Raw genomic sequence first — 13,201 nt, 5'->3', positions numbered from 1 at the left:
CGCCCACGGCCGCGGCCGCGCCGACACCGGCGACAGCTCCTCCGAGGAGGAACTGCCGCCGGGTCGACCCCGACCGTCCGGTGCGGCGGTCAGGTGCGGACATCAGCCGTCCGTCTCCATGCCGTCCATCTCCATGCCGTCCATCTCCATGCCGTGGTCGTCCCCGCCCACGTAGTTCTCGTTCGCGCCCGAGTAGTCCTTGACGGGCGCCGTGAACTCGGAGGTGGAGCCGTCGGCGAAGGTGAGGGTGAACGTGACCTCGTCCCCCGCCTCCAGCGGCTCGACGAGGTCCATCAGCATGATGTGGTCGCCGCCCGGCTCGAGGTCGCGCGACCCGCCCGCCGGGACGACGAACCCGCCGTCGACCTCACGCATGACCATCTCGCCGGTCTCGTTCGCGACCGTCTCGTGGAGTTCGAGCTCCGTGGACGCCGCCGTGGACGCCGAGACCACCGTGGCGTCCTCGCCGCCCTCGTTGGTCAGCCGGCCGAAGGCCGCGGACATGCCGGAGTCGGCCGCCTTGACCCAGCCGTCGGCCAGCGTCACGGACGCGCCGGCCGGCGCGGCGTCGGTCGCACCGGCCGGGGCGCCGCAGCCCGTCAGGGCGAGCGACGCCGCGACCAGCAGCCCGGCAGCGATGGTCGGCCGGCTGTTCTTCCGGGTGTTCTTCCAGGTGTTCACAGGAGTACCTCTCACGCGTCTGCGCCGTCCGCTGTCGTGCGGCGGCGGAGGAACTGGACGAGCGCGAGCAGCGCCACCGCGACGGCGGCACCCCCCACGCCGACGAGGACGACCCGCCAGGGTGCCTCGCCCTCCTGCGCGACCTGACTTCTCTCCTGTGCGCGCTCCTGCGGCGCCGGCCCGACGACGCCGGCGGCGGACGACGGCGCGACCGTGACCGCACCACCGCCGTCGGTGCCGTCGTCGCCGTTCCCGCCGCCGTCACTGTCGCCGTCGCCCACCGTGAACGGCACGACCCCGGTGATGGGGTGACCGTCCTCGGACACGACGCGCCACCGGATCTCGTAGGCGGCGGCGGGCAGGCCCGCGTCGAGCTCTGCCGTGACCGTCGGACCGTCGATCACGGGGGCGGTCGACACCCAGTCGGTGCCGTCGTCGCCGGACACGACGACGGCGGCACCCATGTCCAGGATGTCGGCCGAGTACGTCAGCGACACCGTGACCGGTGCCTGATCCAGCACCTGGCCGGGGGCCGGGTCGCTGGAGACCAGCTTGTCGTGGGCGGACGCGGGGACGGCCGTCGTGAGCAGCACGACGACGGCCCCCGTCAGCCCGGCCACGAGGGGTCGGGTTCGGGGCATGGCACAACCTCTCTCCCGACGTCGCGAAGACGTCGGTACGCACACGGAAAAGGTCAGGTCGCGTGCTGTGCGGGAGGTCCCCTGCGGAGCACAGGGGTGAGGCGCGGCCCGGGGTGCAGGGGCCGGAAGGCGGAGGCGGCGACCGTGCGCAGCGCGGGGCGCACCACGGGCGCCGCGTGCTCGACGACGGACCGGCCGTGCAGCAGCCAGGCCGCCGCGCGGACCGCGAGCTCGCGCAGCCGGGTGAGCAGCAGCTCGCCGCGGTACAGGACGACGACGGTGACCGCCGCGGCGAGGCCGTGCCAGACCCACATGGTGGCGTCGGCGTGCGCGGCGTCGGCCATCGGCACGGCACCGGGCAGGACGGCGGGGGCCGGGTGGTGCCCGGCGTGCTCGTGGCCGCGCACCAGACCCTGGGCGGGGGTGCCCAGGAGGAACAGGACGTGGAAGAAGAGCTGGCTCGCGGCGACCGACGCCGACAGGCCGAGCAGCGAGAGCCGGCGTCCGGCCCAGGCCACGCACAGCGGCAGCGAGAGCGCCAGAGGGACCACGACGCCGAGGACGTCCGGCATCGGTCCGCCCCCCGCGAGGTGGGAGGCGAGGGCGACGAAGGTTGCCGACGTCGCGGCCAGCCCGCCGCGCACGGCGCGCGCGAGCCCTGCGCGGTCGTCGCGTGGGCTCATCGTTCTCCGTCCCCGTGCCGGTGTGCCCGAGATGCTGCCATATTAGCCCCATGCGCCGGATGATCTCCGCCCTGGTCACCGCCCTCCTCGTCGGGGTGGTGAGCGGGTGCGGGCCCGGGCCTGCCGGCCAGGGGCCGGGGCCGACACAGGCGTCGGCGCCGAGCGGCGGGGCGGCGGCCGACCCGGTGCCCGAGACCCTCGCGTCCGGCCTGGACGTCCCCTGGTCGGTCACGTTCCTCGGCGGCACCGCTCTGATCAGCCAGCGCGGCACGGGCGAGGTCCTCGAGCTGCTCGACGACGGCGGCACGCGCGCGGTCGGCGTCGTCGAGGGCGTCAGCGCGGTCGGTGAGTCAGGGCTGCTCGGCCTGGCCGTCGACGACGAGGACCGGCTCTACGCGTACTCCACCGCACAGGACGGCAACCGCGTGCAGCGCTTCGAGGTCACCGGCGGGCCCGGCGCGCTCCGGCTCGGCGCGGCGGAGACGATCATCGACGGGCTGCCCGCCGCGGCCAACCACGACGGCGGCCGCATCGCGTTCGGCCCGGACGGCATGCTCTACGCCACGGTCGGCGACGCGAGCGACCCCGGGTCCGCCCAGGACCCGAGCTCTCTCGGCGGGAAGATCCTGCGCCTGACGCCGGACGGGCAGGTGCCCGACGACAACCCGTTCCCCGGCTCGCCCGTCTGGAGCCTGGGGCACCGCAACCCGCAGGGCATCGCCTGGGCGGACGACGGCACGATGTTCGCCGCGGAGTTCGGCCAGGACACGTGGGACGAGCTCAACGTCGTGGAACCAGGCGCCAACTACGGCTGGCCCGTCGTCGAGGGGATCGCGGGCGACGACCGCTTCGTCGACCCCGTCCAGCAGTGGAGCCCCGACCAGGCGAGCCCGAGCGGCATCGCCGTCGCGGGCGACACCGTCGTGATGGCGAACCTGCGGGGCGCCGTGCTGCGCACCGTGCCCGTGGCCGACCCGACGACGTCCACGGAGCACTACCCCGGGACGTACGGGCGGCTGCGGGACGTGGTCGTCTCCCCCGACGGCGACCTGTGGTTCCTCACGAACAACACCGACGGCCGGGGCAGCCCGGGACCCGACGACGACCTGCTGCTCGCCGTCGGGTCCCTCGGCGGCTGAACCGGCCGCCCGGTGAGCGGGGCGACCTGCCGCGCGGGCGTCAGTGCTGGTGGTCCGCCGCGCCGGAGAGCTTGAAGCCCAGCCGGCCGTGCGCGTACCCGCCACCCGCGCGGATGGCGGTGGCGACCCACGCGGTCTCGGCGAGCTCCGCCTCGGTGGCGCCGGCCGCGACCGCGCGCCGGGAGTGCCCGTCGATGCAGTACACGCACTGCGTCGTGAGGCCGACCGCGAGGGCGATGAGCTCGCGGTACCTCAACGGGATCTCGCGGCCCTCCGTCGCGAAGACCGCCTGGTCGAACTCGGCGAACGCCTTGAGGATGTCGGGCGTCTGCTCCTTGTAGACCCGCGTGTACTTCGCGTCCTCGGTGCGGTCGTAGTAGTCGGACATGTGCTTCCCTCCGGTGCGACGGATGCTTGGCTGTGACAAGACGTCGGAGCAGGAACCACGACCGGCGGCGATACCTTCCCGGCAGGAGAGCTGATGACCCGCACCCCGACCGACCCCGACGCGACCGCCGTCGCGGACCTCGCCCACGAGCTCGGCGTGCTCAAGCGCGTGCGCCGGGCCGGGTGGTGGCAGGTGGGCGTGCGGGACCCGGAGTCGGTGGCCGAGCACAGCCTGCGCGTGGCACAGCTCGCCGGCCTGATCGCCGCCGAGGAGGGCGCCGACCCGGCGCGCGCGGCGTACCTCGGCCTGTGGCACGACTCCCAGGAGACCCGGACCACGGACCTGCCGCACTCCGCCCGGCCGTACGTGGCGCGCACGGCGGGCAACGAGGCCGTCACGCGTGACCAGGTCGCCCGGCTGCCCGAGGCCGCCGCGCGGACGGTGACCGGCGCCGTGGCCGAGTACGAGGAGCGCACGACGCCCGAGGCCCGCTGCGCCAAGGACGCCGATCTGCTCGAGTGCCTGCTCCAGGCCCTGGAGTACCGCGCGGCGGGGTACCAGCACGTGCAGCCCTGGATCGACAGCTCGCGCGCGGGGCTCACCACCGCCTTCGCACGGCGGGTCGCCGACGCGGCGCTGGCGGGCAGCACCCTGGGCTGGCACGAGCAGGCCCGGCGCACCCAGCCCTGACCGCCGCCGCGCGGTACGGTCGGTTGCGGACGAGCACCACGGGAGGCAGCGATGACCGACACCCCGCGCCACACGGCCACCGCCACGACGCACATCGCCGAGCCGCCCGACCGCGTGTGGGCCGAGCTCACGCACCCGGGCGCGCGCTGGGTGCTCGGCGCGAACATCGAGACCGACTACCGCCCCGGCAGCCCGATCACGTTCGAGGGCCACTTCTTCGGCCGCGTGTTCGCCGACAAGGGCCGCGTCCTCGCCGTGGACCGCCCGCGCCTGCTGCACTTCACGCACTTCTCCCCGATGAGCGACCTCGAGGACATCCCGGAGAACTACCACGAGATCCGCATCGTCCTCGAGCCCGACGACGGCGGCACGCGCGTCACGGTGACCCAGGAGAACATCGACACGGAGCAGCACGCGGCCGCCGCCGAGGGGCACTGGCGGGACGCGCTGGCCACGCTCGCCCACCGCGACGGCGGCACGCGCACGTCACACCGCTGACCCGGGCACCGGCCCCGAGCCGGACCGAGCGGGCAGCGTCCGCAGGAACCGGTCGAGGCTCTCACGCACGCTGACGGGGCGGCGCCCGATCAGCTCCTCCAGGAACGGGCCCGCGACGGCGAAGTCCCCGCGCCGTGCGGCCCGGAACATGCCGAGCACGAACTCGGCGGCGGGCCGCGGGACACCGAGGGCGACCTGGTCGGCGACCCACTCCTCGTCGTCGACCACCACGCGCCGCACCGTGCGCCCCGTGAGGTCGGTGAGCACGCGCGCGACGTCGGCGAGATCGAGCAGGTCGGGCGCGGTCAGCGGCGGCGTGGGGCCGTCGGGCGTCCCGGGGTCGGTCAGGGCGACCGCGTCGGCCTCCGCGAGGTCGGCGTGGTCGCTCCAGGAGAACGGCCCGTCCTCCGGGACGCGCAGCTCTCCCGTCTCCAGGGCGCGTGGCGCGTAGCGCTCCAGCGTGCTGGCGTAGAACCCGTGGCGCAGGGCCGTCGTGCGCGCGGGGACCTCCCGCAGGTGCTCCTCGACCGCGGCATGGGTGGGCTGCGCGGCGAACCGCGAGTCCGGCGAGGCCGCCTGGTGGCTCGTGTACAGGATGCGCCGCGCTCCGGCAGCGACGGCGTGGTCGACGGCGGCGCGGCTCGCCGCCGCCGCACCGGGACCGGCGATGGACGGCGAGACGACGAGCACCGTGTCCGCACCCTCGAACACGGCGCCGAGCGTCGCGGGTCGCGTGAAGTCGGCCTCGCGCACGCGCACCCCGCGCCCGGCGAGGTGGGCGGCCCGTGCGGCGTCGCGGACGCTCACGCCGAGCGAGTCGGCGGGCACGCGCTCGAGCAACCGCTCGACGACCTGGGACCCCAGGCGCCCGGTGGCGCCGGTGACGACAATCATTGTTCTCCTCCACGAGTGGATCGGTGGTTCGTCCACAACGCTACCACCGATCCGGAGCGACGGTAGCGGCGTCTTGATATCGTCGATCCATGGTCGAGACAGCAGACGAGACGGCAGAGAAGTCGTCCCCCCGCGCGCGCATCGTCGACGCGGCGGAGAACCTCCTGCGGGAGGGCGGGGCCGACGCGGTGACGACGCGCGCGGTGGCGCAGCGGGCCGGGGTGCCCGCCCCGACGATCTTCCGGATCTTCGGTGACAAGGACGGGCTCATGGAGTCCGTCGCGGAGCAGGTGCTCGCGCGCTACGTCACGGCCAAGGCGCAGCAGGTCGCCGACGAGCGGGGTGACCCGGTCGACGCGCTGCGCGCCGCGTGGCGCACCCACGTCGACTTCGGCCTGGCCAACCCGGACCTCTTCGTCCTGCTCTCCGCGCCCGGGCCGCACGCGGACTCCCCCGCCGCGGTCGCGGGCACCCAGGCCCTCGCCACACGGGTCGCGCGCGTCGCCACGGCCGGCCGCCTCCGGGTCGCTCAGGAGCGGGCGGTGCAGATGATCCAGGCCGCCGGCAACGGCGTCGTGCTGACGCTGCTCGCCCGGCCGGAGACCGAGCGCGACCCCGCCCTGGCGGACGCGGTCATCGACACCACGCTGCGCGGCATCGTCACGCAGGACGCGGCGCCGCCCGCGTCCGACCTCGCGCCGCTGGCCGTCGCCGCCCGGGCGGCCGTGCCCGAGCTGCCCGCGCTCAGCGACGCGGAGCGCACGCTGCTCACCGAGTGGCTCGACCGGTCGGTCGCCGCGCTCCAGGAGGGAGCGGTCAGTCCTGGACCGTGAACCCCTGGCTCGAGCCGTAGGTCGTCATCGCCTGCTGCCAGGCCAGCAGCCCGACCGTGAGCGACGTCGAGCCGGTGTAGGCCTGGCCGACGGTGTCCGAGTACACGCTGTTGGCGTACACCTGGTAGGGCAGGTACTGCCAGCCCTCGACGACCCCGGACGCCGCGGCCGCGAGCACCTCGTTGATCCGCTGCCCGCCGAAGTACTCGGGCTCCTCGGCCAGGAACTCGGGGCTCTCGAGGTCCGCCGTCGTGGCGGGGAAGTTGCCCTGGTCCAGGCGGGTGCGCACGCCGTCGCCCGCGTTGGCGTACTGCACGAACCCGTAGGCCAACGCCTTCGTGTCGCTCGCCTCGGTCACGGCGAGCGAGGAGCCGCCGTTCTCCGCCGTCTCGTTCGCGCCCTCGGTCCACTGCGGCATGGGCGCCACGCGCCAGTCCCCCGCGGCCTGGGCGGCGCCCGACTCGAGGTTGGCGGGCATCCACGCGCCCGTGACCAGCGCCGCGATCGTGCCGTCGCCGAGCCGCTGGAACCACTCGTCCGACCACTGCGGGATGTCGGCGACGAGGTCGTCGTCGAGGAGCTGCTGCCACAGCTGCGCGAACCGGGTCACCCCGTCGTCGGTGAGGTCGACGGTGACCGCGGTGCCGTCCACACGGAACGGGTGCCCGCCGGCCTGCCAGATCATCGAGGTCGTGAACCCGGCGTCGCCGTTGTCGGCCAGGATGTAGGTGTCCGCGTCGTGGGCGTGGATCGCCCGGGCCGCCTCCACGAACTGCGTCCAGGTCGTCGGCACCTCGACGCCCGCCTCCTCGAAGGTGCGGGCGTTGTAGAACAGCGCCATCGGCCCGGAGTCCATCGGCAGGCCGTACACGGCGTCGCCGTCGGTCACCGCGTTCCACGTGCCCGGCGAGTAGGTGTCGTCCAGCTCGGCGGCGCCGTACGGCGCCAGGTCGGCCAGCGAGCCGGAGATCGAGAACTGGGGCAGGGCGTAGTACTCGACCTGGGCCACGTCCGGGACGCCCGACCCCGCGCTGATCGCGTTCTGCAGCACCACGTAGTGGTCGTTCCCCGTGCCGACGTTGGCCAGCTCGACGTCGACGTTCGGGTAGGCGGCCTCGAAGTCCTCGACGACCTGCTCCAGCGTGGGCTCCCAGGCCCACACCAGCAGCTCGCCGCCCTCCTCCAGCGCCGCCGTCACGTCCTCCGGCGAGACGCCGGCCGCGGCGGTCAGCCCGCTCTCGGGGCCGCCCCCGCACCCGGCCAGCGCGGCGGTCGCGACCCCCGCCGCTGCGAGCGCTGTCATGGTGCGTCGGGTGCGGGTGGTGCCAGATGACACGGGTGCTCCGTTCGGGTCGACATCGACGACTGGCGGTCGGCACCCGTACCGTAGCGCCACTTCGCCCTCGGCGGACCACGGCGCGCGACACGTTTTCACCCGACCGGGCCGACGACTCCCATCGCCCGGTCCAGGATGTCGGAGAGGCTCCCTGACGAGGGGTTCGCCGACCACACGGTGAGCGTCGCCTGCACGCACGCCAGCGCGGCGCCGATCAGGGCCTGCGGTCCGGGATCGGCACGGTCGTCGACGTCGGCACCGAGCCTGCGGGCGACCTCGGGCCGCAGCAGCTCGTACCACCGGGCGTTCTTCTCCTGGTGCCGGGCGAGCAGCGCAGGCGTCGTCATCATGAGACGGGTCAGGCGGCGCACGCGCTCGTCGTCCGCCGCGTACCGGTCGATGAGCGGTTGGAGCGCGCGCCGCACCGCGACCCAGGGCAACTCGTCCTCGGGGCGCGCGGCGAGCGCGTCGCGCAGCGTCTCGCCGGAGTCCGCCACCCCGCCGAGCAGGGCGTCCTCCTTGGACGGGAAGTAGCGGAAGAACGTGCTGCGAGAGATCCCGGCGGCAGCACAGATGTGGTCCACCGTGGTCCGCTCGTAACCCTGCTCCAGCACGAGGTCGCCGACGATCGCAGCGACCTCGGCGCGCATCGCCTGCCGGGCCCGAGCCCGCGCCCCGCCCCCAGCTCTCTCCACCCCCGCACGGTACTACAACCCGGCACCGTACACCGGTTCTGATACTGTGTCCCATGTTTGACATCTGATGCCACCAGCGAACCACGAGCGAGGAGAGCGCGATGAGCGAGTCGAAGACCGTCGTCATCACCGGCGCGAGCGACGGGATCGGGGCTGCCGCAGCGCGCCGGCTGCACGGGGACGGCCACACGGTCGTCGTCGTAGGGCGCTCGCCGGACAAGACGCGCGCCGTCGCGGCGGAGCTCGGCGTCGAGAGCCACGTCGCGGACTTCACACGGCTGGACGACGTCGAACGCCTGGCCGGCGACCTCCTCGCCGCCCACGACCGCATCGACGTCCTGGCCAACAACGCGGGCGGCGTCTGGGGCCGACGGACGGTGACGGCGGACGGGTTCGAGAAGATGTTCCAGGTCAACCACCTCGCGCCGTTCCTGCTGACCAACCTCCTCCTGGACACCCTCGTCGCCTCGCGCGCGTCGGTGCTGCAGACGTCGAGCACCGTCCGCTTCGCCGGCACCCTCGACCTCGACGACCTCGGTCACGAGCACGGGTACGAGCCGGCACGGGTCTACGGCGTGACGAAGCTGGCGAACATCCTGTTCACCACCGAGCTGCACCGACGCTGTCACGCGGCAGGCCTGTCGACCGCGTCCTTCTATCCCGGGAACGTGCTCACGAGCTTCGCCTCCGACACGACCAACCCTGCGATGCGCGCCGTCCGGTTCCTCGGTACGAGGACTCCGTTCGGCCGCCTCCTCCTGTCCACGCCCGAGCAGGGGGCGGACCAGATCGTCTGGCTCGCCGAAGGCACCCCCGGCAAGGACTGGCAGTCCGGCGCCTACTACTACAAGCGCCGGGCCGGCCGCCCCCGTCACCCGCAAGCGGCCGACGGCGACCTCGCCCACCGGTTCTGGGACCGTTCGGAGGAGCTGCTCGCGGGTCGCCTCGCACACCGCCCCTGACCGGAACAGAGGCGTGCCCGAGGCAACCGGATCGTTGACGTTCACCCGCTGCCGCCATAGCCTCCCGGGTGGCCCGGCATCGAACGAAGGAGTTCCGCCATGCGCAGCACGCCCGTGACCCGCCGTACCCTGCTCGCCTCCGGTGCCGCCCTCGGCGCCTCCGCCCTGCTGGGCGTCCCCGCCGCGAGCGCCGCCCCGGGCGTCGGTCCCGGCAGCACCCCGCAGGGCCGGCGCGACGCGCTGGTGACGCCCCTGGCCGAGGTGCTCGACAGCGGCGAGCAAGTGACCTCCCTCGTGCTCTCGTCGCGCGCCCTGCACGGCGTGCGGCGCGCGTCCCTCAGGCCGTCGACGTTCGCGGTGCACGTCCGGGCCACCAACCCGGTGACCGGCGAGGTCGCGTACGAGCAGGACCGCGTGGTCACGGGCGCCCGGTGGACGCCGCGGGGCGAGGTCGTGCTCGACCTCGAGCACGGCTGGCAGGTGCCCGGCGGCGACACGCTCCAGTACGTGGGCGCGTACAGCCGCAACGTGCTGCTCGAGCTGGAGCACACGATCACGCAGGCGGAGCCGCTGCGGGGGCCCGGCGGGCAGGTGGTCCTCGAGCGGTTCCGCGAGGGCCGTCCGACGGACCCCGAGGTGGACGCGTTCAGCTACCACGCGTCGGCGTCGGGCATGAACTACCGGCTGTTCTCGCCGCGGGGCGGCGGCGGGCGGCACGGGGCGGCGCTCGTCGTGTGGCTGCACGGCGGCGGCGAGGGCGGCCTGCTCGTCGACGGGCACGACTACTACGACAACGAGGCGACCCTGCGGGCCAACCGCGGCGCGCTGGGCTTCGCCACTCCCGAGGCGCAGCGCCTGTTCGGCGGCGCCTACGTGCTCGCGCCGCAGGCGACGTCCGCATGGATGGACGACGGCGACGGCTACGCGCCCCAGATCCTCGAGGCGATCGAGGAGGTCGTCGCGCGGCACCGGATCGACCGGCGCCGGATCCACGTGGTCGGCTGCTCGAACGGCGGCTACATGTCGCTCAAGATGGTCGCCGAGCACCCCGACCTGTTCGCGACGTCGGTCCCGATCTGCTGCGGCATCGGCCCGCGGGACGGGTCGGGCAGGTACTTCGTCTCGGACGACGAGCTCGCGGCGATGACGACGCCGACGTGGCTGGTGGCCTCGGCCGACGACACGACGCTCGACCCCGAGGACAACACCGTGTACGCGCACGAGCGGATCGACGGCTCGATCCTGAGCCTCTACGACAGCGTGACGCGGGACGGGAACACCTACCCGGGGCACTGGTCGTGGATCTACGTGGCGCGCAACGACCCGCGGCACCGCGGCCGACACGTCTGGGAGTGGATGGCCCGCACCCGCCGGTGAGGCTCACAGCCCGACCTCCGTCACCTCGCCGCCCGGCGAGACCAGCACGAGCACGGCGTCGTACCGGGTGGTGAGGCCGAACAGCGCGGACAGCTGCGTCCGCACCAGCAGGACGGCGCCGCCCGACGGCGTGGTGCGGGCCGCGGCGACGTCGGACACGTCGTCGACGCGGTGCAGCGCGGCGCCGTCCGCGGTGGTGAGCACGAGCTCGGACCGCCCGTACGCGCCCCGCTCGGGCGTCATGGTCGCGACGACGCCGGAGCCCGGCGCGAGCTCGTCGTCCACGGCGCGCGCCGGGTCGCGGTCGCACACGTCGGGCACCACGACGCCTGCCGCGCCCTCGCGCACGACGCCGTCGACGACCGGGGCGCCGTCCGGCCGTCCGGCATCGGCGGTGGCGACGTAGCAGGACCAGCGCTCGGCCTGCCGGCCGGTCAGGGGCGCCGCCGTCGGCGGGCCGTCCACGGGCAGGGCGCGCACGAGGTCGGGGCGCTCCTCGGGGAACCCGTCGTGCACCGACACGTAGACGACGCCCTCGACCGGGTCGACGGCGTCGCCCCCCACCCAGAAGTTGAGCTCGCCGTGGGGCAGGTCGAGCCCGGGGACGGCGTCGCCCTCGGCCACGACCGAGCCGTCGGCCAGGTCGAGCACCACGAGCTGGTCGTCGTCCCGGAGGATGACGTGCTCCGTGCCCGCGGCCAGCGGCCAGGGCCGGTAGCCCGTGCGGTGCCGCCACAGGCGCTCGCCCGTCGTGGTGTCGTAGGCGGCCACGAAGGACGCACCGGCCCCGTGCTCGGACGGGACGACGACCACCTCGCGCCCGTCCCGCTCACCGACGGCGAGCGCGTACCCCGGCTCCACGTCACGGACGGTGAGCACCGAGCCGACCAGGACGACGACCACGGCGAGCACGGCCAGGGTGCCGAGGGCGCCCAGCACGCCGCGGGCGTTGACCGCGCGCTCGCGGGGCAGGCCGAGGTCCTCCGGGCGGACGACGCGTGGCAGCTCTGTCATGTGCCCTCCTCAGAACGGTGTCGGCGTGTCGCCGGCGCGCAGCGTCCCGACGTCCTCCGGCTCGCGGTTGCCGCCCAGCGCGACCGACAGGTCGGGCAGCACCGCGGCGTCGGCGTCGCCGAGGCCGTCGAAGCAGATGGTCTCGCCGTCGCGGAAGGTGACCCAGAGCTGCTTGCGCGGCCGGAGGTCTCCCTCCCAGGGCTCGTGCCACAGCACGTGGCGGACCGTCGCGTTCTCGTACGGCCACGACCAGCTTCCCCCGCGGTGCCGGATCGCGATCGCGCCGCGCTCGAACAGGTGCACGGTCGCGTGCGGGTGGCTGAACAGGCCCAGCAGGCCCGGGACACCGATGAGGACGGCGAGGGCGCCGAACACCAGGGCGGCCAGGCCCGACGCGATCATCCCGGGGATGCTGCCCGTCCCGTCCCCCCACGGCGACTCCGTGTACGCCATCCACGCGAACGGGACCGGTGCCACGACGAGCACCGCGGCGACGAGTCCGAGCGACCGGTCGTGCGACCGGTTGACCGGGTAGGCCGCCTGGTGCGCGCCGAAGTCGCGCATCCGCGCGATCGATCGCCAGCGCGGTGCGGCTCGGGGCGGTGTCCGTGCTCATGGACCGCACGGTAGCGACGGTCGCCCGCCCTCCCGGTCACAGGTCCGGGAGCGGACGGGCGCCGGTAGGGTTGCCGTGTGACCGCGCAGACCACGGCGCGCACGCGCGTCGTCGCCCAGGCCTGGCGCGAGCTCGGCGCCGGCGTCGCGCCCCTCAGCAACGCGGCCGGCCTGCCGCTCGCCCGCACCGTGAAGCTGATCCTCGACCCGCTCGTGGTCCGCCCCGCGCGGCACCCGCACCTGGGACGCGCCCTGCTCGACGACGCCGCCGCCCGGGAGCTGCGCGCCCGCCTCCTCGACGCCCGGGACCACCTCGTGGCCACCGCCGCCTGGTTCGTGCACCTCAAGCGCGAGCGCCGCGCCCGGGGCATCACCGAGGGCCACCCCCAGGACCTGTACTTCCAGCGCGCGTACGAGCTGGCCCACCGCCACGGTGCGCCCGGACCCGACGCCGCGGCGCTCGCGGGCAAGGAGGTCGCCGACGTGCACGACGCCGGTCGCGTCACCGCGGCCGACCTGCGCGCCTACCTCACGCTGCCCGACGTCGCCGCCGACGTGCGCCGAGCGGTCGACGCGGCGTGGGCGGCGGCCGACGACGCGCCACCCGGGTCACCCGGCCGGGAGCAGCCGACCGAGCGGCCGACCGAGCGGCTGACCCGGCTGCTGGACTCCTGCGCGACCGACGGCCGGGCCGCGCTCGACCGGGTCGTCGCCGCCGGGGACGGGGCGGCGTCGGGTGCGGCGCTGCGCTCCCC

16 protein-coding genes are annotated in these 13,201 nt (G+C 74.6%); 7 read left to right on the top strand and 9 right to left on the bottom strand.

What is annotated here, in order from left to right; genetic code table 11:
* Nucleotides 1-102 precede the first annotated feature (102 nt).
* From HLB15_RS18935 to HLB15_RS18925, 3 genes are read right to left on the bottom strand one after another with little or no spacing between them, the layout of a single operon-like run.
* Nucleotides 103-681, bottom strand: coding sequence for a copper chaperone PCu(A)C (locus HLB15_RS18935; RefSeq protein ID WP_171107525.1), 579 nt, complete (start codon nt 679-681; stop codon nt 103-105).
* Nucleotides 682-692: 11 nt separating this feature from the next.
* Nucleotides 693-1,322: a copper resistance CopC family protein gene (locus HLB15_RS18930; RefSeq protein ID WP_171107523.1), complete on the bottom strand. Its 630-nt coding sequence runs from the start codon at nt 1,320-1,322 to the stop codon at nt 693-695.
* A gap of 53 nt (nt 1,323-1,375) precedes the next feature.
* A complete protein-coding gene (locus HLB15_RS18925; protein WP_171107521.1) occupies nt 1,376-2,005 on the bottom strand; it encodes a hypothetical protein in 630 nt (209 codons plus the stop codon).
* A gap of 50 nt (nt 2,006-2,055) precedes the next feature.
* Here HLB15_RS18925 and HLB15_RS18920 point away from each other — a divergent pair, with 50 nt between their 5' ends.
* Nucleotides 2,056-3,144, top strand: a complete 1,089-nt coding sequence (locus HLB15_RS18920; RefSeq protein ID WP_229785664.1) for a PQQ-dependent sugar dehydrogenase — start codon at nt 2,056-2,058, stop codon at nt 3,142-3,144.
* Between the two features lie 40 nt (nt 3,145-3,184).
* Here the strand turns inward: HLB15_RS18920 and HLB15_RS18915 are convergent, their stop codons facing one another.
* Nucleotides 3,185-3,532: a carboxymuconolactone decarboxylase family protein gene (locus tag HLB15_RS18915; protein ID WP_171107519.1), complete on the bottom strand. Its 348-nt coding sequence runs from the start codon at nt 3,530-3,532 to the stop codon at nt 3,185-3,187.
* A gap of 93 nt (nt 3,533-3,625) precedes the next feature.
* On the opposite strand from HLB15_RS18915, the gene HLB15_RS18910 reads away from it, so the two are divergent.
* A complete protein-coding gene (locus HLB15_RS18910; RefSeq protein ID WP_171107517.1) occupies nt 3,626-4,222 on the top strand; it encodes an HD domain-containing protein in 597 nt (198 codons plus the stop codon).
* 51 nt (nt 4,223-4,273) lie between these two features.
* Nucleotides 4,274-4,720, top strand: coding sequence for an SRPBCC family protein (locus tag HLB15_RS18905; protein WP_171107515.1), 447 nt, complete (start codon nt 4,274-4,276; stop codon nt 4,718-4,720).
* Here the strand turns inward: HLB15_RS18905 and HLB15_RS18900 are convergent.
* Nucleotides 4,709-5,614, bottom strand: a complete 906-nt coding sequence (locus tag HLB15_RS18900) for an NmrA family NAD(P)-binding protein (RefSeq protein WP_171107513.1) — start codon at nt 5,612-5,614, stop codon at nt 4,709-4,711. The genes HLB15_RS18905 and HLB15_RS18900 overlap by 12 nt on opposite strands.
* 89 nt (nt 5,615-5,703) lie before the next feature.
* Between HLB15_RS18900 and HLB15_RS18895 the strand changes: the two genes are divergently transcribed.
* On the top strand, nt 5,704-6,447 hold the full coding sequence (locus tag HLB15_RS18895; RefSeq protein WP_171107511.1) for a TetR/AcrR family transcriptional regulator: 744 nt from the start codon (nt 5,704-5,706) through the stop codon (nt 6,445-6,447).
* Here HLB15_RS18895 and HLB15_RS18890 read toward each other — a convergent pair.
* Nucleotides 6,431-7,750, bottom strand: coding sequence for an ABC transporter substrate-binding protein (locus tag HLB15_RS18890; RefSeq protein WP_171107509.1), 1,320 nt, complete (start codon nt 7,748-7,750; stop codon nt 6,431-6,433). The two genes, HLB15_RS18895 and HLB15_RS18890, sit on opposite strands and share 17 nt — an antisense overlap.
* Nucleotides 7,751-7,878: 128 nt before the next feature.
* The gene (locus HLB15_RS18885; protein WP_212760086.1) at nt 7,879-8,478 is read right to left on the bottom strand and encodes an acyl-CoA-like ligand-binding transcription factor; all 600 of its coding nucleotides are present in this window, start codon (nt 8,476-8,478) and stop codon (nt 7,879-7,881) included.
* Between the two features lie 101 nt (nt 8,479-8,579).
* On the opposite strand from HLB15_RS18885, the gene HLB15_RS18880 reads away from it, so the two are divergent.
* Together HLB15_RS18880 and HLB15_RS18875 are read left to right on the top strand one after the other, a co-directional pair.
* On the top strand, nt 8,580-9,440 hold the full coding sequence (locus HLB15_RS18880) for an SDR family NAD(P)-dependent oxidoreductase (RefSeq protein ID WP_171107507.1): 861 nt from the start codon (nt 8,580-8,582) through the stop codon (nt 9,438-9,440).
* Between the two features lie 99 nt (nt 9,441-9,539).
* A complete protein-coding gene (locus HLB15_RS18875) occupies nt 9,540-10,817 on the top strand; it encodes a prolyl oligopeptidase family serine peptidase (protein WP_171107506.1) in 1,278 nt (425 codons plus the stop codon).
* 3 nt (nt 10,818-10,820) lie between these two features.
* Here HLB15_RS18875 and HLB15_RS18870 read toward each other — a convergent pair whose 3' ends face one another.
* A complete protein-coding gene (locus tag HLB15_RS18870) occupies nt 10,821-11,831 on the bottom strand; it encodes a hypothetical protein (RefSeq protein ID WP_171107504.1) in 1,011 nt (336 codons plus the stop codon).
* 9 nt (nt 11,832-11,840) lie between these two features.
* Nucleotides 11,841-12,395 carry a hypothetical protein gene (locus tag HLB15_RS18865; RefSeq protein WP_171107502.1) on the bottom strand — a complete coding sequence of 185 codons (555 nt, stop codon included), beginning with the start codon at nt 12,393-12,395 and terminating at the stop codon, nt 11,841-11,843.
* A gap of 129 nt (nt 12,396-12,524) precedes the next feature.
* Here HLB15_RS18865 and HLB15_RS18860 point away from each other — a divergent pair.
* A partial coding sequence (locus HLB15_RS18860) for a hypothetical protein (protein WP_212760085.1) occupies nt 12,525-13,201 on the top strand: 677 nt, incomplete at its 3' end.

Source organism: Promicromonospora citrea (assembly GCF_013004695.1).
GTDB lineage: Bacteria > Actinomycetota > Actinomycetes > Actinomycetales > Cellulomonadaceae > Promicromonospora > Promicromonospora citrea.
The sequence above is the reverse complement of the archived record's forward strand: the minus strand, read 5'-3'. Positions and strand labels throughout refer to the sequence as shown.